The following is a 24,179-nucleotide window of genomic DNA, read 5'->3' as shown; positions in this document are numbered from 1 at the left end:
TGTGACCCCTATCACCATGGTGTGGATGCGGGCACCTCACAAGCACCAGGCACTGCCCGCCGCTCGGCAAAGAACGTGCTAGTCAAGCTTCGTAAGTGGGGCATAACGAAGTAGCAGTCGCTTTTCTGCCTCGGCGAACTTAACCTTGGCCACGGTTTTGTCCCCCGCACCCTCAATTGCCAGAACAACACCCTGCCCGAAGGTGCCATGATCGACCTTGTCTCCGACGTTCAGGGCAATGATTTCCTTGTTCGGCTGGACCCGTCCCTGGGCCCGAGCCGTCGGTGTAGTTTTGAGCTGATGAATCTCCGGAGCCCCCGACAATCTGCCGGCAGTGGCGCTCGAGCCAGAACCCGCACCCCAATATGAGCCCGACTCGTAGCGGCTGGTAGCAAAGCTATTGCGCCCACCAAAGGAATCCAGGCTGGGACGTTTCATGCCCTCCCGCTTCCAATCAACGAGGTTGGAAGGGATTTCCTCCAGGAACTGACTCGCCGGATTAGCCTGGGATTGACCCCAGAGACTGCGGTATTCGGCACGGGTTAGGTAGAGGCGCTGCCGGGCGCGGGTCAAGCCCACATAAGCCAGCCGGCGCTCCTCTGCAAGTTCCTTTTCATCGGTCAAGGAACGTTGGTGAGGGAAAATCCCGTGTTCCATACCCGTGAGAAATACCACGGGGAATTCGAGTCCCTTGGCCGTGTGCAGTGTCATGAGAGTCACCATTCCTTCGCGCCTCGCCATGTCCACACCCTCGGCGTCGTTGGGCGCTTCCGGGATGGAGTCGGCGTCTGCCACCAGAGCTACGCGCTCCAGGAAGTCGATCAGCGTACCCTCCGGGTTCTCCTTCACGAAGTCCCGCACCACCGCCACCAGCTCGGCCAAGTTTTCCACGCGTGACTCGTCTTGCAGGTCCGAGGAGGAGCGCAGCATTTCCAGGTAACCGGTCTGCTCCAGCACCGCCTCCAGAGCCTCCGCAGGGCCCGAACCATCCGCCACGACGGCCAAGTCATCGATGATTTTCACGAACGCGCCAACCATATTCAGCCCGCGAGTGCCAAGACCCGGAGCATCATCTGCACGCCGTAGGGCAGCCATAAAGGAGATGCGTTCACGTTCGGCCAGGGCCGCAACGGCGTATTCCGCACGGTCTCCGATCCCCCGCTTGGGTTCATTGAGGATTCGGCGCACGTTAATGTCGTCGTCCGGATTAACCAGCGCCCGCAGGTAGGCCAAGGCGTCCTTGATCTCCTTGCGGTCATAGAACCGAGTGCCCCCGATGACCTTGTACTTCAGATCCACACGCATCAGTTGTTCCTCGAGGGAGCGCGACTGTGCGTTGGTGCGGTAGAAAATGGCGACATCGCCGGGGCGAATGTCGTCCTCATCATTCAGCCGCAGGATTTCATCGGCGATCCAACGAGCCTCGTCGGATTCGGATTCACCCACGTAGCCAATGATCTGCTCTCCGTCGCCTTCGGCCGTCCACAAGCGTTTTTCTTGTCGGCCCGGGTTGCGTTTGATGACCTCGTTGGCGGCCGAGAGGATGGTTTGTGTTGATCGGTAGTTCTGTTCCAGCTTGATGGTTTCCGCGTCCGGGTAGTCCTTGGCGAACTCCACGATATTGCGGATATCGGCGCCACGAAACGCATAAATGGACTGGTCTGAATCGCCCACCACGGTCAGTTCGCCACCGGGTGTCGGTCCGTCCGGCCCGGTCAATTCACGCACCAGGGAGTATTGGGCGTGGTTGGTGTCCTGATACTCGTCCACCATCACGTGGCGGAAGCGGCGCCGGTAGTTATCGGCCAGCGCGGGATATGCCCGGAAGACGTTGACCACATGGGCAATCAGGTCATCAAAATCTAGCGCGTTGGCGGCGCGCAGGCGTTCGGTGTATCCGCGATATACCTGCGAGACGGCCGACGCGAACGGATCATTGCTGGCAACGGTTGAAGCGTATTGCTCATCGTCGATGAGTTCGTTCTTCAGCGCGGAGATCTTGTGGGACATCGCCTTGGGTGCGAATCTTTTGGGATCCAGTTCCAGCCCCTTGGCAACCATCGTGATCAGGCGCAAGGAATCGGCCGAGTCGTAAATGGAGAAGCTTGATTTCAGTCCGACGGAAGCCGCTTCGCGGCGCAGAATGCGCACACACGAGGAGTGGAAGGTTGAAATCCACATCTTCTTGGCCACATCTTCACCCACCAATGCCGAGATCCGCTCACGCATTTCCGCTGCAGCCTTGTTGGTGAACGTAATGGCGAGGATCTCATGCGGGCGAGCCCGCCCCGTTGCCAAAAGATAGGCGATACGGTGCGACAGGACCCGAGTCTTGCCAGATCCGGCGCCGGCAACGATCAGCAGCGGGGAACCGGCATGCTTGACGGCCTGTTCTTGTTGGGGGTTCAGCCCAGCAAGCAGCTCTTGGGCGTCGGGCAGGTGTGGGGCTTCAGCAGGTGCAGCGAAGTCATCGAAAAGAAAATCCATGATGGGCCCTAGTCTACGGTGGCGGGACCACGGGTTGGCCGAACAGCCGGTCTAAAGCGGCATAATTGGGGTCATGGCCAAGTCAAAGAAGAAAACGAAGCAGTATTACCGTCCCACCCCCGCAGCCGAGGCCGCTCCGCTGGTCAACGCCTCGACGCAACGTTCACCAGAAAAGGCTGCCGGCAATGGCAACTTGATCTTGGTGGCAGGTGTTGTCGTGGTGTTCTTCCTCTTTTGGTATTACCACCTGCTGGTATTGACCCAGATGACCGATCTGTCCAACAGCTTGGCCATGCCCGATCAAATGATCGGCGGCTACACGGTGGAACATATCGAGGCGTTACGCCAAGCCATGGATTCCGATGCTATTGGCCAATTGAACTACGTCCATAAGACCGCAGGCATGCTCTTTCCGCTCTTTTTTGCCCTAGTAACCATGTTGGCCGTGAACATCAATACCCACCGAGGTGCCGCTCGTTGGTTCCTCTGGGCCTTCCCCGTGCTCTTCGCCATCGTTGATTTGTGGGAGAACCGTGCCATTGACGTTCTGTTCACCGGTGCATTGGATCCTGCCGCTGTGTCCTTGGCTTCAACGCTGACAACGGCTCGATGGATTCTCTTCTTTGCCACCGCAGCGATACTCGTCGGCGTAATCATCGCGTCGTTCGTCCGGACTTTCCGTGAAAAGTGGGAACTTTCCAAGAAGGGGCTCCTGTAGCAGCGAAGCAGATAACCCGCGGCACGCTGCGTGAGATTTACCAAGCTTCATCAAAATGCCGTTAGGATTGATACGGATCGTTTTGACGAAGCCAGCCCCTGTAGCTCAGTTGGATAGAGCGACTCTCTCCTAAAGAGTAGGCCATCGGTTCAATTCCGGTCAGGGGCACTAATAAAAAGAATGACCTGCGCTTTCGTGCAGGTCATTCGTTGTTTAGATCGACTCTTCAGATCTACATAAGGCCTTTGCCGCAAGTGAAATGGCTGGCCAAGCTAAGAGACTACTGTCGCACTGTGCCAGCGTCGCAAAACCCGCGGCACTGGCGGGTCTAGGGCGCGGAGACGACCTTAAATAATGGTGCCGTCGACCGGTGAAACCGTGGGATAACTCCCATTACATCCTACGGCACCGGTCGACGGCGATAAGAGCTAGCTCCCCAGCAATCAACCTGCCGTTCCCCCACGCGCTACATATGCGGACAAGACAAGACTTCACGCAAATCACGGTGGGCAGCTTAATTACTACCAACTCTTATTGGTCATCTAAATCCATTAGAGAAAGTTTGTCAACTGACTCATGAGTAGGTATGACAATGGGCCGTTCGATAGCGTCATCGAACGACCCATTGTCGCAAACATAAGCCGATTAGCGCAGCAACAAGGCTGCAGCCTTCGGGGACAAATTCGCATCCATAACCACGCATGCGCCACCAATGGCGCCGACTTCGTGACCCAGGCTCGACGACCTGACCTCTACGGCATGAACATTCTTGGAAATGAATCTCTCGTTGATGATTGAACTCACATCCTCAAGGCACAGTTCGCCTACCTCGGCCCACAACGGTCCACCGAAAATGATGAGGCCGACGTCCAAGGTATTGGCGAGCTGACCGGCCACCTGGCCGACAAGTCCCATGCGATCGCGGAGGATCTCCACCGCTGCCTCATTGCCGGACTTTGCCAGCCTGACAAGCTCTGCGATGCCCACGGCGCGTTCTGCCACGGAGCCATCAGCCGGCACCGTCAGGTCCAGTCCACGCTCGCGTGCTAATTGTGCGAACTTACTGAAAGCAAGTGCTGCATGGAGGCAGTCATTTCGACCGCAAATATCGCAGTCGTGAGCGACAACCCCTGTGGAGTAGTGTCCTACTTCGCCGGCATTGCCGCTAATGCCACGGTGGATCTCACCGTTGAGGACCATGCCCGCACCGATTCCGGCACCGATGTACATGGTGACAAAATTGTCGCGCTCGGCTTCATTGCTCTTCCACTGCTCGGCAATGGAGGCGGCAATGGTGTCCTTCTCAATGAGAACATCGAGCTTGAGCATGCGGTGCAGTGGCTCAACCATGTCAACGTCTTTCCAGCCATCAAGCAGCGGCGGATTGGTCATGACACCACGTACTGGATCCAGCGGACCCGGAACGACAACACCGACACCTAACACGTTGGAGCGCGGCACACCGGCCATGGAAATGATCTCGTCCACGGTGCGAGCCATGGTTTCGATAGTCTTTTCCGGAACTTCCACTGCAGGGATATCAAGGCGACGCGAGTGCATGATTTCCCCTCGGAGGTTCAGCATCACCACGGTGATGACCCCCGGGTCCAGATGGATGCCAACGGCAACCATGCGACCGGCTTCGAGTTCCAGAACGGTTCTCGGCTTGCCTGGGCCGGATACGATCGTACGGTCTTCCCTGACGAGCCCCTCGTCAAGAAGGCGTCGAACAACATTTGATATCGTCTGTGGGGAGAGACCGGTGGAGCCAGCCAATTCGACACGGCTCACCCCGTCTACTGCCCTACGGATCGATTCAAAGATGACTGCCTGATTAAAATCCCCGAGTCGACCTAAGTTGGTGCCCCGCTGCATCAATTCTCCATTTGTAGATCCACATTTGATCCCCCACGGCCATATCCGAATCGCAGTGTCCCCAATGACCACTGCGATTCATCTCACACCACGCACTGGCTTAGTTACCTACCAGTATCCAGCTCTTATTTGGATAAACGCGTTTATGAAAGCCTGTTCACACAGCACGCTATCATTCACACCTGTGCATTGACGGTTGTTAAGCTCAAGTTGTGCCAAAGATTCTTACCATCTCTGCCCTGCAACTTCTAGACGCTGCTGGACGTATCCTCCTTGTCCGTAAACGCGGTACAAGCATGTTCATGCAACCCGGCGGAAAATTGGAGCCCGATGAAACCCCGCTGGCCGCAGTACTGCGTGAAGTTCAGGAAGAAACTGGCCTAATATTTGCGCCTGACGAAGTCATTTCGATGGGCCTTTGGAAGGGTGCAGCGGCCAATGAGGCCGACACCGACATCCACGCCCACCTCTTTGCTGCGCGCACCGAGGCTGCACCAAATATCCGGGCCGAAATCGAAGCCATGATGTGGCTCGACCCCGCCGAGGCCATGGAACGGGAGGACATTGCCCCGCTTCTGCGGCTCAAGGTACTGCCGGGCTTACTCGGCGTATAAGCCCGGCGCCAGCCTCGCTACTGGGCGAACTGCGTATCGTGCAGTTCTGCGTAGCGCCCACGGACCACCATCAATTCGGAGTGGGTTCCACGTTCGGCAACACGTCCGTCCTCGATCACCAGGATCAGGTCGGCCGAGCGGACGGTGGAGAGCCGGTGGGCAATCACCAAAGCGGTCCGATCGGCCAGAGCCTCGGCAAGTGCCGCCTGTACGGCAGCTTCGTTGGCCGAATCCAACGCGGCGGTGGCCTCGTCGAGGATCACCACTTGAGGAGCGGCCAACAGCAACCGAGCGATAGTCATGCGCTGGCGTTCACCACCGGAAAGTCGGTAGCCCCGCTCCCCCACGACGGTGTCTAGTCCATCTGGAAGCGAGGCAATGGTTGGCTCGAGTCGGGCCCTGCGTAGTGCCTGCCAGATTTCTTCATCACTGGCCTCGGGCCGAGCAAGGCGTAGGTTGGCACCGATGGTCTCGTGGAACAGGTGTCCATCCTGAGTGACCATGGAAACCGTTGAGCGCAGCGAGTCAAGCTTGAGATTGCGAATGTCCTCGCCGGCGAGCTCCACGCTTCCAGAATCAACGTCGTAGAGTCGCGCCAGCAGCGAGGCGATAGTTGATTTACCGGCCCCGGAAGATCCGACCAGCGCCACCGTGGAGCCGGCAGGAATTTCAAAGTCAATGCCGTGTAGCACCGTTTCCCCACCACGAGTGTCGAGTACGGAGACATCTTCAAGCGAGGCAAGCGACACCTTTTCCGCGCTGGGGTAGGCGAAGGAGACGTTATTGAACTTCACGGCCACCGGTCCCGCGTCCAATACCCGGGCATCAGGAGCGTCGGTGATCAGCGGTTTCAGATCTAAGATCTCAAAGACGCGGTCAAAGCTGACCAGCGCACTGGTGATTTCTACTCGAGCGTTGGCAAGAGCGGTTAGTGGGGCGTAGAGCCGGGTCAGCAGCATGGCCAATACCACGACGTCACCGGCCGCCAACTCGCCACGCATCGCGAATACCCCACCGAGTCCGTAGACCAAGGCCAGGGCCAACGCGGCAACGAGCGTGAGCATTGAGACGAAGAAGAACTGGCGCATCGCCATCTTCACCCCGATGTCTCGGACTCGTCCCGCACGGAGCCCGAATTGCAACGATTCGTCTGCGGGGCGGCCAAAGAGCTTGATCAGGGTGGCACCGGGCGCGGAGAATCGCTCGGTCATTTGGGTGCCCATCGAGGCGTTAAGGTCAGCGGATTCTTTGCGAAGCATAGCCAGCGACTTGCCGAACCTGCGTGCCGGAAAGAGGAAAACGGGCAACAAAATTAGTGCCAGCACTGTGACCTGCCACGAGGTGGAGAACATGACGCCGGCAGTGAGCACCAGCGCCACAGTATTAGATACCAAGCCTGAAAGCGTTCCGGCGAATGCTGCTTGGGCACCGATGACATCGTTGTTCAGCCGACTAACCAGCGCACCGGTCCGGGTGCGAGTGAAGAATGCCACCGGCATTTTCTGCACGTGGTCGAAGACTGCCGTGCGCAAATCAAAGATGATTCCTTCACCCAACCGTGAGGAATACCATCGCACCACCAGGGAAACCCCAACGTCCAGAACGGCAACAATGGCAATGATGACCGCCAGATTTATCACCGCTTGCACACCACTGTTGGCGACGATGGCATCAACCACGCGGCCAGCGAGCACCGGGGTGATCACGGCAAGAACTGCGGAGAACACCGAGAAAAGTACAAAAACCAACAGTCGGTTCTTATAACTGGTGGCGAAGGCGAGAACTCGCCGTGGGGTCGTCTCGGCATATGCCTTGCCCTTATTGTCCCCCGTCATTCGCCATAACGAATGCCAGGCTACGTTTTCCATACTCATGAGGTGTACTCGCCATCCAGCTAACTTGTTGTGCAGCGCCACGAAGTGAATCCTCCGGCACCGGAAGTAATGATCATAGTCTTGCGGTCAGGTCGGCCCCGCCAACCTCATAACGGATTCTGGTCAAATATTCTTCCCCTGCTTCGCGTAGAAGCGCTGTGATGTTGGTGCTGTTCCTCAGCCGGCGTTAGCCAAGTCGGCTATCCGGCAATGACTTTTTGGGCGACAGCCGGGTGCTTGGCCGCATATTCTCCGCGATATCCCGAACGCGAAGTGGCCGAATAGCCGTATCTGGCATCGTCCTCAAAACCAGAGGTTTTGGCTTCCCTCGGAACGACCAAGCAGCCCTCCATCGGCGCGGTTCAGTCAGCGATTCGAGGTTGGTCGGTCGGGCGCACCCCCACGACGGCCCAGTTGGGCAAAATCGTTTCTTGGGCCCGCGATGTCCACAGACTTCCCTACGGCGCCGTGCCGTCCGCAAAAGGATGGCAACCCGTTACCGGGCAAAATGATTTGGGCGAAGTCTCAGTCGCTGAACACAGACCAACAGATGTCGTTGCGGCGCGCTTGGTCCTCGAGGACGAGATGATAAAGACCGCCCGGAATGTGTCTGCGCTGCCAGTCACGCTCAGCCTTGCCGGCCTCCTTTTCCTTACCCCGGGGTGCTGCTGCCTGCACCGCCTTGATCGCATAAGCAGCGGCACCAAGATCGTGTTCAGGTACATGAGCAACGCAGGCCGCCTGACCGGCTGCGTACGCGGCGAAACGAGCTGCACCGCGAAGAGGTCGAGCAGCACCCATTGCGTGCCCGCCACTCGCACGGGTGTCCATCATTTTCGCTTGGCCGCGAGCCCACGTCCGTGCCGCTTCAATCGCGTTACGAGGTCGTTTGTCCTCGCCATTTGATTCCTCGAATAGAGGCAGCACGCGTTCGGCACACATGGCCGCCCATAAGGCTAGAAGACGGTGGTCTGTTTCGGTGAGCGTCCCACCACGGCGGACACTCACTAGCCGAGGGTCACGAACCGCGGGAAGGATCATGCGGCCAGCCTACGCCGGGAGAACCTGGTGATGGCAACTTCAAGAGACGTCGGGCCCTGCTGCAGAGGCTGAAGGACAGGTGTCCGACCTCTGCAGCAGGGCCCGCCCGAACGGCGATGCTCCCGAGATCTAGGTGGGTGCGCAACCTAACGCCGCGGTCCTTAACCCACCATCACGACGTTGCGCGAGCGTCACAAGATTGCGCTCGCTAAGGCGGCCGCCACTGGGTTTGAGGCAGTGGCGGCCGCCGTGTGATGAATCCCTAGCTGTCTAGAGTCGGACCCGGAGCCAATTCGTGCGGCACAAAGCGCACCGTCATGGCCTTAAACCCGGGGGTGTTGGATTCTCGGGCCACCAGATCCCGGTGCACCAGCGCATTGGCCTCGGGGTAGTACGCCGCGGCGCAGCCCTTGGCCGTTGGGTAGGAGACCAACCGGAAACGATTCGCGCGGCGTTCGGTGCCGCCAAAGGTGGAGATCACATCGACCAGGGCCTTGTCTTCGAGTCCCAGCTCATTAAGGTCATCGGGGTTGATCAGGATGACCCGTCGCCCGTTCTTGATGCCGCGGTAGCGATCATCCAGTCCGTAGAACGTGGTGTTGTACTGGTCGTGGGACCGCATGGTCTGCAAGATCAAGTGACCGGCGGGAGCCGAGAGCGCCTCGAAGGGCGAAACGGTGAATCTCCCCTTGCCGATGTCCGTGGCGAAGGAACGGGTGTCGCGTGGCGGGTTGGGCAGAACAAAACCGTTGCGTCCGCGTACCCGCTTGTTGAAGTCTTCAAAGCCCGGTAGGACGCGAGAGATGTGATCACGGATGACGTCGTAGTCCTCGGTCATGGATTTCCAATCCACGGGGTGCTCGTCGCCGAGGATCGCCTGTGCCATGCGGCCAACGATCACCGGTTCGGCCAAGAGGTGTTCGGACACCGGGGTGAGCCGGCCTTGGGTGGAGTGGACAACCGACATGGAGTCCTCTACCGAGAGGAACTGGGCACCACCGGGGTGCTTATCGTCTCGGTCGGTTCGTCCCAGAGTGGGCAGGATTAGTGAGGTACGCCCGTGGACCACGTGGGAACGGTTGGGCTTGGTGGAAATGTGTACCGTCAGCTTGGCGCGCTGCATACCGGCTTCCAGGATCTCGGTCTCCGAGTTAGCCAGAGCAAAGTTTCCGCCCATGGAGACAAACACGTCAACGGTGTCCTGCTCGAAGGCATCAAGCGCGTCGGTGGAGTCATAGCCGTGGGCGCGTGGGGAGGTGATGTTGAATTCCGCATCGAGGGAAGCCAACAATGCTTCTCCTGGCTTCTCCCAGATCCCCATGGTCCGATCCCCTTGGACATTGGAGTGGCCACGGACCGGGCAGGCACCGGCGCCCGGCTTGCCGAAGTTTCCCTGCACGAGCAGCAGGTTGATGATTTCCTTCAGTGTCGGCACCGAGTGCGGCTGCTGGGTCAGTCCCAGCGCCCAGCAGAAGATGGACGCCTTGGACTTGATCAGCAGGTTGGCCACGGTGGTGATCTCGGCACGAGTCAATCCGGTGGCTTCCTCGGTGGCTTCCCAGTCGAGCGTGGAACGAGCCTCTTTGTAGGCCGCATAACCGTCGGTCATCGAGTCGATGAACGCGGCGTCAATCACGGTACCGGGTTTTTTGTCCTCGGCCTCGAAGATCAGGTGTCCAAAGGCTTGGAAGAGTGCCAAGTCTCCGCCGACCTTGATCTGCAGGAAGTGATCACTAATGTCGTCGTGGTGCCCAAGCATGCCGCCGACGGTCTGTGGGTCCTTGAATCCGAAGAATCCTGCCTCCGGCAACGGGTTGACCGCGACGACGTGGGCTCCGCGTTTGCGCGCGTCAGCTAGCGCAGAGAGCATCCGCGGGTGGTTCGTGCCGGGGTTCTGACCAATAACAAAGATCAGTTCGGCGTGTTCGAAGTCCTCGAGGGAAACGGTGCCCTTGCCGATGCCAATGGTGGGGTTCAACGCAGAGCCAGAAGATTCGTGGCACATATTTGAGCAGTCCGGCAGGTTGTTGGTGCCCACCGAACGAGCCAACAGCTGGTACATAAAGGCTGTTTCGTTTGCCGTGCGACCAGAGGTATAGAACACACACTTATCCGGGGTGGTGGCATTGGTGTGTTCGGCAATCGTGGCAAAGGCCTGAGCCCAGGTGATGGGCGTGTAGTGACTCTCACCCTCGCGGATGATCATGGGCTCGGTGATTCGCCCCTGGGAGCCAAGCCAGTACTCGGTCTTTTCACGCAGCACGCTGATGGGGTGTTTGGCCCACCACTCGGGGGTCACGGTGCGGGCGCTGGCTTCCTCGGCGATGGCCTTGGCGCCGTTCTCGCAGAACTCCGCGGGCTTGCGCGCGCCGGTGATGGATTCGGGCCAGGCGCAACCGGGGCAATCGAAGCCACCGCGCTGGTTAATGCGCAGCATTGAACGTACAGTTCGGCTGACACCCGCCGCGGCGAATCCTCGTTCTAAGGACACCATGACCGCTTTCACGCCGGCGGCGCTACGTTTGGGTTCCGTGACTTTCAGATCATCTTCATTGATGTCCTGAGTTGGGGCTGGGCGGTGCATTATTCCTCCACGATAGCGTGCGCGAGTGCTGACTTCGGGTGCTTCCTCGGAGCGAGGGTAGACACCTTGGTGCCGGAAACCACTCGATCAGGATGCGTATACAAGTTCACCGTACTACTCCGGGAGAATCCGGCAAGCGTCAACCCGGTTTCTTCGGCTAATTCCACGGCAAGTGACGACGGCGCGCTGACGGCACTGAGCACAGGAATCCCTGCCATTGCTGCCTTCTGGACGAGTTCAAACGATGCCCTGCCCGATACCTGCAACACCGAGTCATGCAAGGGCAATCTGTGCTCGCGCAGCGCCGCCCCAATCACCTTGTCCACGGCGTTGTGGCGTCCCACGTCTTCGCGTAGCACCAGCAATTCGCCGGTGGTAGTAAACAGACCCGCGGCGTGCACGCCCCCGGTGGCGGAAAATAATGATTGTGCATCGCGCAGGGTGTCAGGAAGAGCCAAGAGAGTCTGGACCGAGAGATGACCCGATGCGGGGTCAAGCGCGTACGACGACTTCTTGGAGACCTCATCAATGGAGTTGGTGCCACAAATTCCGCAGGCCGAGGACGTCACGACATGACGAGCCGCTGAGAGATCCGGTGCGGTGGCGCCGAAGCCAACCTGCACATCGATGACATTGAAGGTCTGGTTGCCCTCCTCATCGGTCCCGGCGCAATAGCGCATGGAGACCAGATGTTCGGTGCGACTGATGATGCCTTCGGCCAGCAGAAAACCTGCGACCATGTCGAAATCATCACCCGGAGTGCGCATGGAGGTAGTGAAGGAGGAGCCGTTAAATCGAATCTCCAGGGGTTCTTCGACGGCAATCTTTTCCTCGCGCGGGATACGAGCCCCATCGATCGTGGCACGGATGATGCGCCTTCGAGCAATTCTTCGTCCCATGATTTCTAGTCCCTTCCCGTGGTTACGGTTTTTGTCGGCTCGCGGAGATTTTGCGGTTCCCCTGCCATTACCACGGTAACCGAAGGTAGTTGATGGGTTCGCCCGCTTTGGCGCCTTCTGGGCCCACCACCATGATGGCGTCGGCTGATGCCAAGCCACGGAGCATCGCCGATCCGATGTGTTCGGCCGGTGCAAGTGCGTCGGGCCCGGTGCCGGTGGTATCCGGGACCCAGCGTGCCGGGATGAGCCGGTGCCGCCCCGGTAATAGCTCAAACTCGACGGCGCTTTGTGCGCTGCGTAGCGTTGCGAGCGGGCGTCCACACCCCGCGCGGAGGATGGGGTCAACCAACGTGGCCACAGCCATCAAGGCGGCCAGAGGGTTACCCGGAAGCGCCACCAGAAGGCGACCACCCGGCAGCGTGGCGAGCATCGAGGGGTGACCCGGGCGCATAGCAATAGAGGAAATTACTTCAACCCCGCCGACCTCACGCACAGCTGCCCGCACGAAGTCTCGCTCCGAGAATCCGGTACCTCCGGTGGTGATAATCAGCGATGAGGCACGAGCCTGCTCACCGTCAATCGCCTCGATGGTTTGCTCCAGCGTGTCTCCGATCCGGACGCTACTGCCAGTTGTTCCGCCCAATGCCGTGATGACATGTGGAAGCACCGGGGAAAACCCATCGCGGACTTGTCCAGGTGCGGGGTACCCGGCGGTGATGACCTCATCCCCGGTGAAAACCAGATGCACAACGGGCGGCGAAGTCAGCTCCAGCTCATCATGCCCGGCCACAGCAGCGGTTGCGATCACTCCGGCACGCAGTAGCGTGCCGGCAGGAGCCAGAAGTTCACCGGTGCTCGCCTCCCTGCCAGCATCCCGAATGTCCGCGCCGTGGCGAAGCTCGCGAGTTGCGCTCAGCACGCCGCCATCCAGAGTGGAGTGCTCCGAACGCAGGATGGCGGTGGTGTTGCCCGGAATCAGGGATCCGGTGACCACTGCGCTGGCCTCACCTGCTCCCAGTACTGGTTCGCGACCGCTTCCGGGGTTGGTGGCGTGGGCCTTGAGCAGCAGCCACGGACCGGTACCGTTTACCGCGTATCCGTCCATGGCGGACGTGGCGCAGTGCGGCATCGGATACTTGGTGCGCAGGTCAACCGCGAGAATTCGACCTGCAGCTCGATCCAGGGGTAAAACTTCGGAGGTACCTGCGATGCCTAAGCCGAGCTGATGGGCACGTTCGCGGGCGGCTTCCCAACCGTGTTCTTCCATGGAGACTAGGCGTTGTCGGCGTCGGCGGCGCGAGCCGCAAGTACAGCGCGAACCAATGCGTCGGCCGCATCCATGGCTGGCTTTTCGCTGACCTTGCCGCTGCCCACGGCCATTCCTGCCGCGTATCCCGCAAGGTAGGTAGTCAGCGGGGCGGCGGGCCTGACGATGGTGTGCGCGGCAACCCCTGCCAGAGAGAGCACCTGATCGATGTCGATCTGGGAATCGGTGAGTTCAAAGGCGGCCAAGAGTTCACTAACCCATTGTTCAAGCTGGGCTTCCTGCATGCTGTGTTCTCCTTGTCAGTGGCCGTTGGCCACCGCTATGCCGTGCCGCCCGGCGTCCCCGGGCGTATCGATGTCGCTGAAGTCCGCGTCGGGAAGCTTCAGTCGCTCCATCTGCACTGTAGCAAGCAGACGCATCATTGATGCATTTTCAAGACTTCCCCGCGGCTCCGAGGCTACAGAGATGGCACGGTGCAAAGAATCGGTAAGGATTGCGCAGGAAAGCGTCTGCAAAACTCCGGCAGCATCCTGCGGGACCCACGCCTCGGTGCCCGGGGCTGGATTCAGCGTGGCCTTCAGCAGGGCTTGGACCACCGGGCCCGGGTCTAAGAGGTCAGACGCCAAGACAACGGTGAGTGCCGAGGGCTGATTCAATTGCTGCGCGTCCTCGTCATCTGGGCCATCATCCAACGCGGCACGTCCTGCAGCCACTGCTGCGGCAGGTCCAGCAAAGCTGGGGTACTCACGGGTGATGACCACGCGCTGGAAATCTGGTGCAGAATCCATGTAGCGGGTGACCGCTTCGGCCAATGCGTGAGCACCCACTACGGCAATGCTTTGGGCATCACGTACCGCATTGAGCGAATGTTCAAGTAGCGTTTCGCCGTGGTGTTCAAGAAGGGGTTTGCTGACGCCGCCCAAGCGTGATCCGCGGCCGCCGGCCACGATGATCGCATCATATTTCATGCTGCACTCCGTAAGAAGGGACTCCATGCTTCCGCGGGGCGCTCTAGTTCGGTGATGAACCACTGTGCACCACGCGGTCTGCTGGGGGCGAACCGTAGTTTCCAGCCGAGTTGCGCAAGCGTCCGGTCTGCTTTGACGCTATTGCAGCTCTGGCAGGCTGCCACTAAATTCTCCCATGAATCCTCTCCCCCACGGCAACGCGGGGTGATGTGGTCAATCGTGTTGGCGCTGCGTCCGCAGTAGCCGCAGCTGTGACCGTCACGGCGGAGCACTCCGCGACGCGAAACGTGGGCGACGTTTCGATACGGTGTGCGGATGTAGCGGTTCAGGAGAATCACCGTAGGTCGTGGCATGACCTGATTAACCCCGATGATGGGGTCGCGGTCGTCATCTGCCAGGACGGTGGCCTTCCCTGTGAGGACAAGGAGCAGCGCCCGGCGAAAAGTAACAACCGCCAGTGGTTCAAATCCTGCATTCAGTACTAGGGTTCGCATGGGCGCATCCTTAGATCCTGACCCGGCGCAACGAAGGGACCCGTTCACAACGGAAATCCCTCACGTCGGCGCACGCGGCACTCGGCTTTGGCTCCTGTGCCCTAGCCTAAAACAAGAAAGCCGGTTTTTGCGCACATTTTGGGGCATCTGGTTAAAAAGCCACCAAAATTTCCCCTGGTGTACATCGTGGCCGTCTCCTGTGCTGAGTGCCAGCTTCGGATCACCTGCTCAGGAGGGGGCCCTTCGAGAGCATCATGGCGCGCTCGGTACAACGCATACGGAACTACCGGTAGCCAGAGGTACTTCAACTCTTGCTCAGGGCGAGCAGAGCTCCGCGAATTCCAGTTCGATGAGCGGAGGATTCTCCGGTTAAACGCAAATCCCCGGTTGATCCAATGAGATCAACCGGGGATTTGTGAAGTTTTCGATTAGCCCTTGAGGGTGTAGTAACCGTAGAGCGGGTTGCGCGATACATCGTGGATGATGGTGTCGACGGTCGGGTTCTGAGCGCCGATCATCTTGCCGCCACCGAGGTAGATGCCAACGTGACCGCCACCGTTCTGGAAGACCAGGTCGCCCGGCTTGGGGCTGCTGGTGCGAACGAACTGGCCCGATGCGCGGATGGCAGAGGTGCCGCGTGAGATGTTGATGCCGTTCTGGGCGTAGACGTAAGCTACGAAGCCCGAGCAATCCCAACCCGACGTTGAGCCGCCGCCCCATACGTAGGGAACGCCAACGTACTTGACTGCTGTTGCCGCGATACCGGAAAGGTTTGCGGTGTTGACCGAATCGCTCTTGGCGGCCGGTGCTTCAGCAGCTGAAGATGATTCGCTGGAGGATTCGCGGTTCGAGCGGGTGACCGGTGCGGAGGCATCCGAATCGCTGCTCGAAGTGGAGCGTGAGCTCGTGTTCGAGGTCGAGTTTGACGTCGAGTTCGAGCTTGAGGTTGCATTCGAGCTCGAACGCGTCACCGGTGAGGTGGAGTTCGAGCTGGAGGAAGTCTGGGCGGTGACCTCATTGGCCACGGCGATAACTACGGGAGCAGGTGCCGGCTTGGAGGTGAACGCTGCGCGTTCGATCGTCAGATCCTTGCTCTGCTTTGCCGAGACAGAAACTGCCTTGACGGCAACGCGCTCTGCGGAGAGGCCTTCAACGGGAACGGCGGTTGCTTCGCGGGAAACATTTCCCTGAGCTGCCGGAACACCGAGGGTCAGTACGAGACCTGATGCGGCTGCAATTACTGCTGCCTGACGGCCAACCGATCCAGCGTTCGAGGCGACTGCCTTCGAAATGGACTCTAGTGGGTTGGTCCGAACTGCGGTCGCGCGGTGGCGGCCTAGTGCTTGACGTGTAGTCACGTGGTATTGCCTCTCCTGATGCCTACGAGGTGAGCTGTCGGGTTCGAGTGGGAGTCACTCGGCAATCCGGTCTCTTAGACCGAACTACTTAACCCCAAGGCTTCCTGTGTGGAAACCGAAAGTGGGTCCCCCGCCACTGCCAAACGAGTTTTGAACGGACACCGTGGGCTGGCAGTGCTCGGCACTTCCCGCGGCGGTGAACAGGGTTGATCCCTGGTCACGTATCTAGAATATATGAAGCGAATCCAAAAGTCACGTTCTGATCACGGAACGGTGACAATTGCCGTTATAACCAGGCTTCGGGGTTGACCCATTGGCCGTTGACGATGACCTCAAGGTGCAGGTGAGGGCCGGTTGAGTTGCCCGTGCTACCACTCAAAGAAACTACGTCGCCACGCTCAACTTTTTGTCCGACCTTTACCTTCAAGACCGAATTGTGGTTGTAGCTGGTGTGCAAACCATTGCCGTGGTCGATCTCCACGCGGTAACCGGAGTGACCCGCGAGTTCCGACTGGACGACGACGCCTGCGGCAGCGGCCTTGACCGGGGTGCCTAGCGGAACTCCGTAGTCCAGACCGTTGTGGTTCATGTAGCCGGCTGCCGTCGGGTTCTTGCGGTAGCCGAATCGCGAGGTCAGTCGAACACTGTCTACCGGCTGGGCCAGAACGCCAGAGGTAGCAATCTTAGTAACGTCCCCACCGGCTGCGGTCATGACCGTCGCCAGCTTGTCTTCCTTGGTGAACTTGCTGGTCACCGATGCCCGAACAATGGAGACTTCTTCACTGGCCGGGGCCTTGACGTCAACGACAACGGACTCGGCCACGCGCTGGGTGTCAGCGGCAAGCTCTTCGGTTTCCTGACCGGGGGTCGCCGCAGCGAACGCCAGACCCGAAACTGCAGCAACAGCAGCGAGTTTGTGCGCGAAACCAAGGCGAGAATGCTTCTTGACCGGCGCGAGCGCCAGTACATTGTCCATCTCATCTGAGCCCGCAGGCAACGGCGCCGGCTCAATAACGGCCGAGGGCAACACGGCGATTTCGGAGGCGGCAATCTCCGCCTGGTCGGGCAGGGCACCGTAGCGCAGCGCCGCACTAAAGCGGCGACCAATGTACTGTGCTGCGTCCGATGCATCAACGGCTTCAGGGACTACGCTCAATGCGCGTCGGCCGGATGAGCGGGAAGAATTTTCGCCGCTGAGTGCGGATTCAACGATCTGGTCTAGCGATTCTTCAACAGGTGAAGCATCAACCGCCCCGGGCGCACGGCGACGTCCGGAAGTGTGCTGCTGTGTCAAATGACAACCTCTCATGTATCGCCTGCGAAGTTAGCTGTCGGATTCGAGTCATGAGATCAACTCGGCCGTGCCCACCAAAGCGGACTCGACTTCACCCCAAGATCCATGGCCAAAAGCCATGCAACGGTTGAATGGGTCCTCCGCCCCTACCGGAAATCCATGCTCCCAGATCCGCCGGTAGGGTTATGCGAACCGGATCAAGAGAGATTGCCTAGTGCAATCCAAGGTGCAACACTACCGGGATTTATACCAAAGTTACAATTCCGTTATCATCCAAGCGACGGACAAATACATGGGCGCTAACTTCGGTCGGAAGTTCCAACGCGCCTTCAATCCCTTCAACGCGGACCACCACGTATTCTCCGGCCCTTTCAAGCGTGACTAGGGCACCAGGGCGAATTCCGCCCTCATCAAGCTGTACGAGCAGTTCGGGTTCAACCTGAATGGTCTCGGCAAGTCGCTCGACTCGAACGGGTCCTACATTGCCATCCAACAGTGCGGAATCGAGATTCTGAACATGTACGGCGATTTCGGCGAAACCGGGACCGCCGAGGGCTTCGAGTCCCGGAATCGGGTTTCCATACGGGGAGACATCTGGTCGGCCGAGCAAGGCGAAGAGTCGCTGCTCAACGCGTTCGCTCATCACATGCTCCCAGCGGCAGGCTTCCTCGTGGACGAATTCCCATTCAAGCCCGATCACGTCGGCCAGTAGTCGCTCGGCAAGACGGTGCTTGCGCATGACGCCGGTGGCGAGGGCAGAGCCCTGTTCGGTGAGTTCCAGGTGGCGATCGGTACTGACAATAACCAGCCCGTCGCGTTCCATCCTGGCCACCGTTTGCGAGACCGTTGGCCCGGAATGTCCAAGCCGTTCCGCAATACGTGCGCGCAAGGCAACAACGCCCTCTTCTTGGAGTTCAAGAATGGTGCGCAAATACATTTCGGTGGTATCGATCAGGTCAGACACGTGTGCAGCTCCCGCATGGGTCGATTTTTCAACAGTTCACTACGCTTTCCACTCTACCCGCGTCACGCGTTCACATTTCGGACGCCTTATTACACATTGGGAGCCAGCGTGCGCGATTATTGATGTACTGGCACCCGCAACACGCGTGAGGAGATTGGCGCAGCGAGGGTGTTAAAGCAAAAAACACCTTTATGAGGAGCAACATGAGCACTGCCGTGACTATTCCCCAAGAACTCTTGCCCGTCGACGGACGTTTCGGCGCGGGACCGTCGAAGGTGCGCCCCGAGCAGGTTCAGGCCTTGCTGGATGCCGGTACGAAGCTCTTGGGCACTTCGCACCGCCAGGCCCCGGTGAAGAACCTGGTTCGCGACATCCAAGAGGGGCTGAAGACCTTCTTCAACGCTCCAGCCGACTATGAAGTGGTTCTCGGCGTGGGCGGTTCCACCGCATTCTGGGACATCGCATCCTTCGGCTTGGTCCGCAACAAGGCTCAGCACCTCTCATTCGGCGAATTCGGTTCAAAATTCGCCGCCGCCACCAACAAGGCACCGTTCCTGGCACCGTCTTCCATCATCGTTTCCAAGCCCGGCACCCGCCCGACTCCCGTTGCCGAAGCCGGCGTCGACGTATACGCCTGGCCCCAAAACGAGACCTCCACAGGGGTTGCGGCTCCCGTGCACCGTGTTGAAGGCGCAGACGAAGGTTCGTTGGTCCTCATTGACGCCACCTCCGCCGCAGGCGGTTTGGATGTTGATGTCTCGCAGGCCGATGTCTACTACTTCGCGCCACAGAAGAACTTCGCGTCCGATGGCGGTTTGTGGATTGCTCTCTTCTCCCCCGCCGCGATTGCCCGCGCCGAGGAAATCGCAGCCTCCGACCGCTGGATCCCGGACTTCCTGAACCTGAAGACGGCGATCGATAACTCGCGCCTGAACCAGACCTACAACACCCCGGCGCTCTCCACCCTGGTGTCGCTTAACGCTCAGGTGCAGTGGCTCAACACCAACGGTGGATTGGCATTCGCAGCAGCTCGCACCGCGGACTCCGCCTCGCGCATCTACGACTGGGCAGAAGCCTCCGAGGTGGCCACCCCGTATGTCGTTGCAGCCGAAGATCGCTCCAACGTCATCGCCACGATCGACTTCGATGATTCCATCGATGCGGCAGCGGTGGCCAAGACCTTGCGCGCCAACGGTGTGGTTGATGTCGAGCCGTACCGCAAGCTCGGTCGCAACCAACTGCGTGTCGCCACCTTCGTCGCCATCGAGCCCGACGACGTATCTGCCCTGCTCAAGTGCATCGAATACGTGCTGAAAAACAGCTAATCACTGAGCTACGATCCGGGGGCGTTGCCCGGGGACACAGAATCATTTCCGTGTCCCCGGGCAACGCCCCCTTTTCTGTATTGGCGGTTCACGCCGTGGTACCAACAGCAGAGGGAGTGGCCAGCGATCACCGATCGCTGGCCACTCCCTCTCCTAAACTGGGTGAAAAATCTCCCGGTTGACTAATCTCCTATTTGGAGTTGTCCTCATCCTGCTCACTGAGCTCTTCACCCGAGGCCGCTTCGTCAACAATCGATTCCTCGGCGTCGTTCTGGCGGGCTGCGAGCTGGCTTGAGTCGACGTCTTCGGCCTCACTCAACACGGTGCCTTCGGCGATGGCAGCTGCTTCCTCGGCGGCACGACGCTCAGCGTCAATTTCTTCCGGACGCACGCGTTCGGCCCAGGGAACCCAAGCCGGAGCCAGGAGTGCTCCCTTGCCAGGAAGGATGCCCACCTCACATACGGTGATGTCCTTGGCCTGAGCGCGAGCAACACGGGTCACCGTTGAGAACCAGCACCAACCTTCGTAGCCGGGCTGGAGTGCATCAAAGAGGTGGGTCACCAGTCGTTCGCCATCGTTGAGCGAATCAAGATGCTCACCGATCGTGGACTCGTCGGTAATTTCCAATAGTGCAGCGCGAGCTTGGTCTACTGCCTTGGCTAGGGTCGTATCAAGTAGTGGTTTGCGTGCCATGTGATCAGGCGTCCAAATCGTCGGCTACGGCGCGCAGGACTGCCGCCATCTTGGCACCCTGCGCCTTTTCGGGGTAACGGCCGCTACGCAGCCCATTGGAGACCGAGTCAAGCACCTTGATGAGGTCCTCGATCAATATGGCCGTGTCCTCTGCCGGCTTGCGCTTGGCGCGTGCCAGGGAGGGCGCAGCATCCAGAATGCGTACGCTTAGCGCCTGGGCACCCTTGCGTCCTTCGGCAATGCCGAATTCCATGCGTGTACCGGCGCGCAGCTCGGTCACTCCCGCGGGCAACGCTGACGCGTTCAAATACACTTCCTGGCCCTCGTCGGTTACCAGGAACCCGAACCCTTTTGAGGGCTCGTACCATTTCACTTTGCCGGTTGGCACGTCTAACTACCTCGGTTCTTGCATCTCAATGGGTACCGACGGATTCAAAGTTTGTTCCGCGATCCCAATTCTTATGATCTCCCGGCGCGAAACCATGCATTCCGACCCCTTCTGGGGCTTGTGGGCGGGCTCATGCGTCCGGGGAAGTCTTATATCTTCTAGGGTACGACATCAGCGGCTTTTACCTTCTCCATGGCCAGATGTCACAAGCATTTAGGGGCCACACTCACCGGCGCGGTAGTTTTAACTTGTGAACACCCCCGCCACCACGCCCCCAGCCCAACGCATACTCACGCTTTTGGCCGGCGCCATCGCCACCATTTCCTTGGCCACCTTGGTCATCATCCTGATCCAATACGTGATGCACGTTAGCCCCACTCCGGCCCTGCTCGCCGTGTCGCTCTATGGTTTACCGATCGCCTTCATCCTGCTCATGGTGATACTGGTGCTGAACTTCCGCCAGCGCCGGGGCTCCAACTAGACGTCCTTGCACGGCAAGTTCGGGTGAAGTTGGAGGAAACCTTAGGGCCAGGAGACCTTGGCCTCTCAAGTAACTCACAGGATTCATACAGTTAGCGGTTGCAGACTGGTATCCATGAATGCCAAAACTCCCGAAGCAAAGCTCCTGGTCGTCGACGACGAACCAAACATCCGTGAATTGCTTTCCACCTCCCTGCGCTTCGCAGGTTTTGAGGTTGTTGCTGCAGCCAACGGCCGCGAGGCCCTTGCCGCGGTAGAGGCAGACACCCCTGACCTCGCCGTGCTCGACGTGATGCTCCCGGACATGGATGGCTTCACCATCACCCGCCGGCTCCGTGCAGCGGGCAAGCATTTCCCCGTACTCTTCCTCACCGCACGTGATGACACCGAGGACAAGGTCACCGGTCTTACGGTGGGCGGGGACGACTACGTCACCAAGCCCTTCAGCCTCGACGAGGTGGTTGCCCGCATCCGCGCGGTGCTACGCCGCACACAGCCAGCCGAGGAAGACAGTGCGATCATCCGCGTTGATGACTTAGAGCTGGATGACGACGCGCATGAAGTCCGCCGCTCGGGTGAAGTTATTGATCTCTCCCCCACCGAATTCAAGCTGCTGCGCTACCTGATGATGAACCCCAACAGGGTTCTCTCCAAGGCCCAGATCCTTGACCACGTGTGGGAATACGATTTCAATGGTGACGCCTCGATCGTGGAATCCTACATTTCGTATCTTCGCCGCAAGATCGATGCGCGCCCGGAGTGGCCATCCCTGATCCAAACCAAGCGCGGTGTCGGTTACCTCATGCGCACGGCTGACCGCCGCTAAACGAAAGGCCGGTTCTCCCACGTGGAAAGCGCCCGCAGATTCTGGCGACAAGTCTCGTTGCGGACCAAGCTGGTGGCCCTGATGAGCGCCCTGATGATTGCGGGCATCGGGGTCACGGCCCTCGGCTCGGCTCAGTCACTACGACTGATGCTCACCGCCCAATTAGACACGGACCTGAAGTCCAACTCAGCAACCATCACCGCCACCATGCTCAACGATTACGCGGGCATCTCCTCCATCAATCCCAAATCCAATGGGCTGGCCCGTTTTTATGGGGACCTGCGTGACGAGTCTGGCAGCATTCTCTACACGATGCCGCACACCACGGCCACTACCAGCGACGCCACCGACATTCCCCAGCTAGATGCCACCGACATAACGCACCTGCGCGAAGATACTACTGCCTCAATCTCGGTGAACGGAAGTACGGAAAATTCGGGCGGGTGGCGGGTGCGTATCGTGGATCTACCACGCACCGACTACGACCTGGTTTATGCCCTGCCGATGGGCGCGGTACAGGACACCGTGACCAAGGCGGCCATGCTGGTGATGTCCACCGGCATGCTGGCCACCTTGTTGATGTCGATGATCGCCTACGGGATCACCACCCGCGCATTACTGCCGTTGCTGCGCGTTGAGCGCACCGCGGCCGCCATTGCCGCCGGTGACCTGTCCCGACGTGTGGAGGACTATCCGCCCGAAACTGAGGTGGGGCGACTCTCCCGATCGCTCAATGCCATGCTGGCCCACATCGAACATGCTTTCCGTGGCAGAGCCGCTTCCGAACGCAAGATGCGCCGCTTTATCCAGGACGCCTCCCACGAGCTGCGCACCCCACTGGTGACTATCCAGGGCTACTCCGAGTTCTACCGTCAGGGCGGTCTTGCCGACCCGGAGATGCTGCGCACCGCGATGGGACGTATCGAGGCCGAATCCAAGCGCATGGGTCAACTGGTCGAGGATCTACTGACCCTGGCACGGCTGGATGAGCAGCGCCCATTGGACCGAAAGCCAGTTGATCTCCTGCTCCTGGCCAGCGACGCAGCCGAGGACACCCGGGTCAACGCCACCGACCGCAAGGTGCGATTGGTGGGCCTGGACGGCGGGGCACCACAGCCTGCGCCGACCAGCGGAGATGAAGCAAGGCTGCGCCAGGTGGTAGCGAACCTGATGACCAACGCCCTGCGGTATACCCCGGAAGGCACCGACATCGAGATCGCCGTGGGCGTTAAGCCGGTGATCGACGGACGTTCGGATGCAGTATTAGAAATTCGCGATCATGGACCAGGTATCTCCGAGGAGGACGCAGGAAGGATCTTTGAGCGCTTCTACCGTGCCGATTCCTCGCGGCAGCGCGAAACCGGTGGCACCGGACTTGGTCTGGCCATCGTTGCCGCCATTGCCGCGCAGCACGACGGTTCGATCCGCCTGAGCGAAACAGCCGGTGGTGGGGCGACCATGTCCATCCACCTGCCCTGGGTCAAACCAGAAGACGAGCCGGAGGACAACAGTCTCGAGATCGACTGAGATTGACCTTCAGAGCTTTTCCACACCCCGTTGCGTACCTTGGGTTCGCGGCGGGGTGTCGGCTTTAGCCTAGGCACGAAGGCACGTCCGGCTAGTCTTGGGCTGCCTCCCGCCGCGGCCAGAAGTTTTTCCCCGCCACGGTGCCAAACGCCAACAGTTGGGAGCCAAACCGATCATGAGCACTTTTGCTGCTAATACCAACGAAATGCAGGCCCGATCCATGAACCTGCAAGCCACCATCGAGCGTGTGCGGGCGGAGGTTAATTCACTGACCTCCTCACTGCAAGATCTGCAGGGCACGTGGCAGGGCGCCGCCTCGACGAATTTCCAATCGGTGGTGGTCGACTGGCGCAACACCCAGGCTCGTGTCGAGGAGTCGCTAACCTCCATCGGTACCGCATTGAACCGCGCCTCGGTGCAATACGACGAGGCGGAGGCCGCCAACGCGTCACTGTTCACCTACTGAGGCTGCTCCACGTGGCACGGTCCGTGCCGGGGAGAG

The 24,179-nt window shown here is 59.6% G+C and carries 22 protein-coding genes, 1 tRNA gene and 2 riboswitches; of the genes, 8 read left to right on the top strand and 15 right to left on the bottom strand.

The window, feature by feature from the left end:
- Nucleotides 1–78: 78 nt before the first annotated feature.
- Nucleotides 79–2,487 carry a DNA helicase PcrA gene (gene pcrA, locus HED64_RS12915; RefSeq protein ID WP_168152423.1) on the bottom strand — a complete coding sequence of 803 codons (2,409 nt, stop codon included), beginning with the start codon at nucleotides 2,485–2,487 and terminating at the stop codon, nucleotides 79–81.
- Between the two features lie 73 nt (nucleotides 2,488–2,560).
- Between pcrA and HED64_RS12910 the strand changes: the two genes are divergently transcribed.
- Both HED64_RS12910 and HED64_RS12905 read left to right on the top strand, forming a co-directional pair.
- A complete protein-coding gene (locus tag HED64_RS12910; protein ID WP_210149676.1) occupies nucleotides 2,561–3,205 on the top strand; it encodes a hypothetical protein in 645 nt (214 codons plus the stop codon).
- Nucleotides 3,206–3,299: 94 nt separating this feature from the next.
- Nucleotides 3,300–3,373 (top strand) — tRNA-Arg (locus HED64_RS12905).
- Between the two features lie 477 nt (nucleotides 3,374–3,850).
- Here the strand turns inward: HED64_RS12905 and HED64_RS12900 are convergent.
- On the bottom strand, nucleotides 3,851–5,080 hold the full coding sequence (locus HED64_RS12900) for an ROK family transcriptional regulator (protein WP_168152421.1): 1,230 nt from the start codon (nucleotides 5,078–5,080) through the stop codon (nucleotides 3,851–3,853).
- 212 nt (nucleotides 5,081–5,292) lie between these two features.
- On the opposite strand from HED64_RS12900, the gene HED64_RS12895 reads away from it, so the two are divergent.
- Nucleotides 5,293–5,694 carry an NUDIX hydrolase gene (locus HED64_RS12895; protein WP_168152419.1) on the top strand — a complete coding sequence of 134 codons (402 nt, stop codon included), beginning with the start codon at nucleotides 5,293–5,295 and terminating at the stop codon, nucleotides 5,692–5,694.
- Nucleotides 5,695–5,711: 17 nt separating this feature from the next.
- Here HED64_RS12895 and HED64_RS12890 read toward each other — a convergent pair whose 3' ends face one another.
- From HED64_RS12890 to HED64_RS12840, 11 genes are all read right to left on the bottom strand, one after another.
- Nucleotides 5,712–7,568, bottom strand: coding sequence for an ABC transporter ATP-binding protein (locus HED64_RS12890; RefSeq protein ID WP_168152418.1), 1,857 nt, complete (start codon nucleotides 7,566–7,568; stop codon nucleotides 5,712–5,714).
- 525 nt (nucleotides 7,569–8,093) lie between these two features.
- Nucleotides 8,094–8,609, bottom strand: a complete 516-nt coding sequence (locus HED64_RS12885) for a putative immunity protein (RefSeq protein ID WP_168152416.1) — start codon at nucleotides 8,607–8,609, stop codon at nucleotides 8,094–8,096.
- Nucleotides 8,610–8,871: 262 nt separating this feature from the next.
- Nucleotides 8,872–11,193, bottom strand: a complete 2,322-nt coding sequence (locus tag HED64_RS12880; RefSeq protein WP_168152414.1) for an FdhF/YdeP family oxidoreductase — start codon at nucleotides 11,191–11,193, stop codon at nucleotides 8,872–8,874.
- Nucleotides 11,193–12,092, bottom strand: coding sequence for a formate dehydrogenase accessory sulfurtransferase FdhD (gene fdhD, locus HED64_RS12875; RefSeq protein ID WP_168152406.1), 900 nt, complete (start codon nucleotides 12,090–12,092; stop codon nucleotides 11,193–11,195). Before fdhD ends, HED64_RS12880 begins: the two co-directional genes overlap by 1 nt.
- A gap of 67 nt (nucleotides 12,093–12,159) precedes the next feature.
- Nucleotides 12,160–13,359, bottom strand: coding sequence for a molybdopterin molybdotransferase MoeA (locus HED64_RS12870; protein ID WP_168152404.1), 1,200 nt, complete (start codon nucleotides 13,357–13,359; stop codon nucleotides 12,160–12,162).
- Nucleotides 13,360–13,364: 5 nt separating this feature from the next.
- Complete coding sequence (locus HED64_RS12865; protein WP_168152403.1) at nucleotides 13,365–13,643, bottom strand: DUF6457 domain-containing protein; 279 nt, start codon at nucleotides 13,641–13,643, stop codon at nucleotides 13,365–13,367.
- Nucleotides 13,644–13,658: 15 nt separating this feature from the next.
- Complete coding sequence (mobA, locus tag HED64_RS12860) at nucleotides 13,659–14,327, bottom strand: molybdenum cofactor guanylyltransferase (RefSeq protein ID WP_168152401.1); 669 nt, start codon at nucleotides 14,325–14,327, stop codon at nucleotides 13,659–13,661.
- Entirely contained in the window at nucleotides 14,324–14,821 is a 498-nt protein-coding gene (locus tag HED64_RS12855) for an HNH endonuclease (RefSeq protein WP_168152400.1), read from the bottom strand. The genes mobA and HED64_RS12855 overlap by 4 nt, the downstream gene beginning before the upstream one ends.
- Before the next feature lie 428 nt (nucleotides 14,822–15,249).
- Nucleotides 15,250–16,179 carry an NlpC/P60 family protein gene (locus HED64_RS12850; RefSeq protein ID WP_168152399.1) on the bottom strand — a complete coding sequence of 310 codons (930 nt, stop codon included), beginning with the start codon at nucleotides 16,177–16,179 and terminating at the stop codon, nucleotides 15,250–15,252.
- A gap of 5 nt (nucleotides 16,180–16,184) precedes the next feature.
- A riboswitch (cyclic di-AMP (ydaO/yuaA leader) is annotated at nucleotides 16,185–16,346 on the bottom strand.
- Between the two features lie 119 nt (nucleotides 16,347–16,465).
- Nucleotides 16,466–17,473, bottom strand: coding sequence for a M23 family metallopeptidase (locus HED64_RS12845; protein WP_245325981.1), 1,008 nt, complete (start codon nucleotides 17,471–17,473; stop codon nucleotides 16,466–16,468).
- A 3-nt stretch (nucleotides 17,474–17,476) separates the two neighbouring features.
- Nucleotides 17,477–17,660, bottom strand: a riboswitch (cyclic di-AMP (ydaO/yuaA leader).
- Nucleotides 17,661–17,717: 57 nt separating this feature from the next.
- Nucleotides 17,718–18,437, bottom strand: coding sequence for an iron-dependent transcriptional repressor DtxR (locus tag HED64_RS12840; RefSeq protein ID WP_168152395.1), 720 nt, complete (start codon nucleotides 18,435–18,437; stop codon nucleotides 17,718–17,720).
- 203 nt (nucleotides 18,438–18,640) lie between these two features.
- Between HED64_RS12840 and serC the strand changes: the two genes are divergently transcribed.
- Nucleotides 18,641–19,762: a phosphoserine transaminase gene (serC, locus tag HED64_RS12835; protein ID WP_168152394.1), complete on the top strand. Its 1,122-nt coding sequence runs from the start codon at nucleotides 18,641–18,643 to the stop codon at nucleotides 19,760–19,762.
- A gap of 190 nt (nucleotides 19,763–19,952) precedes the next feature.
- Here serC and HED64_RS12830 read toward each other — a convergent pair whose 3' ends face one another.
- Together HED64_RS12830 and HED64_RS12825 are read right to left on the bottom strand one after the other, a co-directional pair.
- Complete coding sequence (locus HED64_RS12830; RefSeq protein ID WP_168152393.1) at nucleotides 19,953–20,456, bottom strand: DUF3027 domain-containing protein; 504 nt, start codon at nucleotides 20,454–20,456, stop codon at nucleotides 19,953–19,955.
- Nucleotides 20,457–20,460: 4 nt separating this feature from the next.
- Nucleotides 20,461–20,844: a cold-shock protein gene (locus HED64_RS12825; RefSeq protein ID WP_132362403.1), complete on the bottom strand. Its 384-nt coding sequence runs from the start codon at nucleotides 20,842–20,844 to the stop codon at nucleotides 20,461–20,463.
- Between the two features lie 250 nt (nucleotides 20,845–21,094).
- Between HED64_RS12825 and HED64_RS12820 the strand changes: the two genes are divergently transcribed.
- The 4 genes from HED64_RS12820 (at nucleotide 21,095) to HED64_RS12805 (ending at nucleotide 24,143) form a co-directional block, all read left to right on the top strand.
- On the top strand, nucleotides 21,095–21,325 hold the full coding sequence (locus HED64_RS12820) for a hypothetical protein (protein WP_168152391.1): 231 nt from the start codon (nucleotides 21,095–21,097) through the stop codon (nucleotides 21,323–21,325).
- Nucleotides 21,326–21,439: 114 nt separating this feature from the next.
- Nucleotides 21,440–22,150 carry a response regulator transcription factor gene (locus HED64_RS12815; protein ID WP_168152390.1) on the top strand — a complete coding sequence of 237 codons (711 nt, stop codon included), beginning with the start codon at nucleotides 21,440–21,442 and terminating at the stop codon, nucleotides 22,148–22,150.
- Between the two features lie 21 nt (nucleotides 22,151–22,171).
- Nucleotides 22,172–23,677 carry a sensor histidine kinase gene (locus HED64_RS12810; RefSeq protein WP_168152388.1) on the top strand — a complete coding sequence of 502 codons (1,506 nt, stop codon included), beginning with the start codon at nucleotides 22,172–22,174 and terminating at the stop codon, nucleotides 23,675–23,677.
- A gap of 175 nt (nucleotides 23,678–23,852) precedes the next feature.
- On the top strand, nucleotides 23,853–24,143 hold the full coding sequence (locus HED64_RS12805; protein WP_132362409.1) for a WXG100 family type VII secretion target: 291 nt from the start codon (nucleotides 23,853–23,855) through the stop codon (nucleotides 24,141–24,143).
- Nucleotides 24,144–24,179 lie beyond the last annotated feature (36 nt).

Origin of the sequence: Paeniglutamicibacter terrestris (assembly GCF_012271785.1) — a bacterium.
In the GTDB taxonomy this organism is placed as follows: Bacteria; Actinomycetota; Actinomycetes; order Actinomycetales; family Micrococcaceae; genus Paeniglutamicibacter; species Paeniglutamicibacter terrestris.
Note: the sequence above shows the minus strand (reverse complement) of the source record. Positions and strands in the feature narration are given on the sequence as shown.

Coding starts and splice junctions, on each gene's coding strand:
- HED64_RS12910 (WP_210149676.1), top strand. CDS start 2,561: ATGGCCAAGTCAAAGAAGAAAACGAAGCAGTATTACCGTCCCACCCCC.
- HED64_RS12830 (WP_168152393.1), bottom strand. CDS start 20,456: ATGGCACGCAAACCACTACTTGATACGACCCTAGCCAAGGCAGTAGAC.
- HED64_RS12900 (WP_168152421.1), bottom strand. CDS start 5,080: ATGCAGCGGGGCACCAACTTAGGTCGACTCGGGGATTTTAATCAGGCA.
- pcrA (WP_168152423.1), bottom strand. CDS start 2,487: ATGGATTTTCTTTTCGATGACTTCGCTGCACCTGCTGAAGCCCCACAC.
- mobA (WP_168152401.1), bottom strand. CDS start 14,327: ATGAAATATGATGCGATCATCGTGGCCGGCGGCCGCGGATCACGCTTG.
- HED64_RS12855 (WP_168152400.1), bottom strand. CDS start 14,821: ATGCGAACCCTAGTACTGAATGCAGGATTTGAACCACTGGCGGTTGTT.
- HED64_RS12815 (WP_168152390.1), top strand. CDS start 21,440: ATGAATGCCAAAACTCCCGAAGCAAAGCTCCTGGTCGTCGACGACGAA.
- serC (WP_168152394.1), top strand. CDS start 18,641: ATGAGCACTGCCGTGACTATTCCCCAAGAACTCTTGCCCGTCGACGGA.
- fdhD (WP_168152406.1), bottom strand. CDS start 12,092: ATGGGACGAAGAATTGCTCGAAGGCGCATCATCCGTGCCACGATCGAT.
- HED64_RS12890 (WP_168152418.1), bottom strand. CDS start 7,568: ATGAGTATGGAAAACGTAGCCTGGCATTCGTTATGGCGAATGACGGGG.
- HED64_RS12880 (WP_168152414.1), bottom strand. CDS start 11,193: ATGCACCGCCCAGCCCCAACTCAGGACATCAATGAAGATGATCTGAAA.
- HED64_RS12865 (WP_168152403.1), bottom strand. CDS start 13,643: ATGCAGGAAGCCCAGCTTGAACAATGGGTTAGTGAACTCTTGGCCGCC.
- HED64_RS12805 (WP_132362409.1), top strand. CDS start 23,853: ATGAGCACTTTTGCTGCTAATACCAACGAAATGCAGGCCCGATCCATG.
- HED64_RS12885 (WP_168152416.1), bottom strand. CDS start 8,609: ATGATCCTTCCCGCGGTTCGTGACCCTCGGCTAGTGAGTGTCCGCCGT.
- HED64_RS12870 (WP_168152404.1), bottom strand. CDS start 13,359: ATGGAAGAACACGGTTGGGAAGCCGCCCGCGAACGTGCCCATCAGCTC.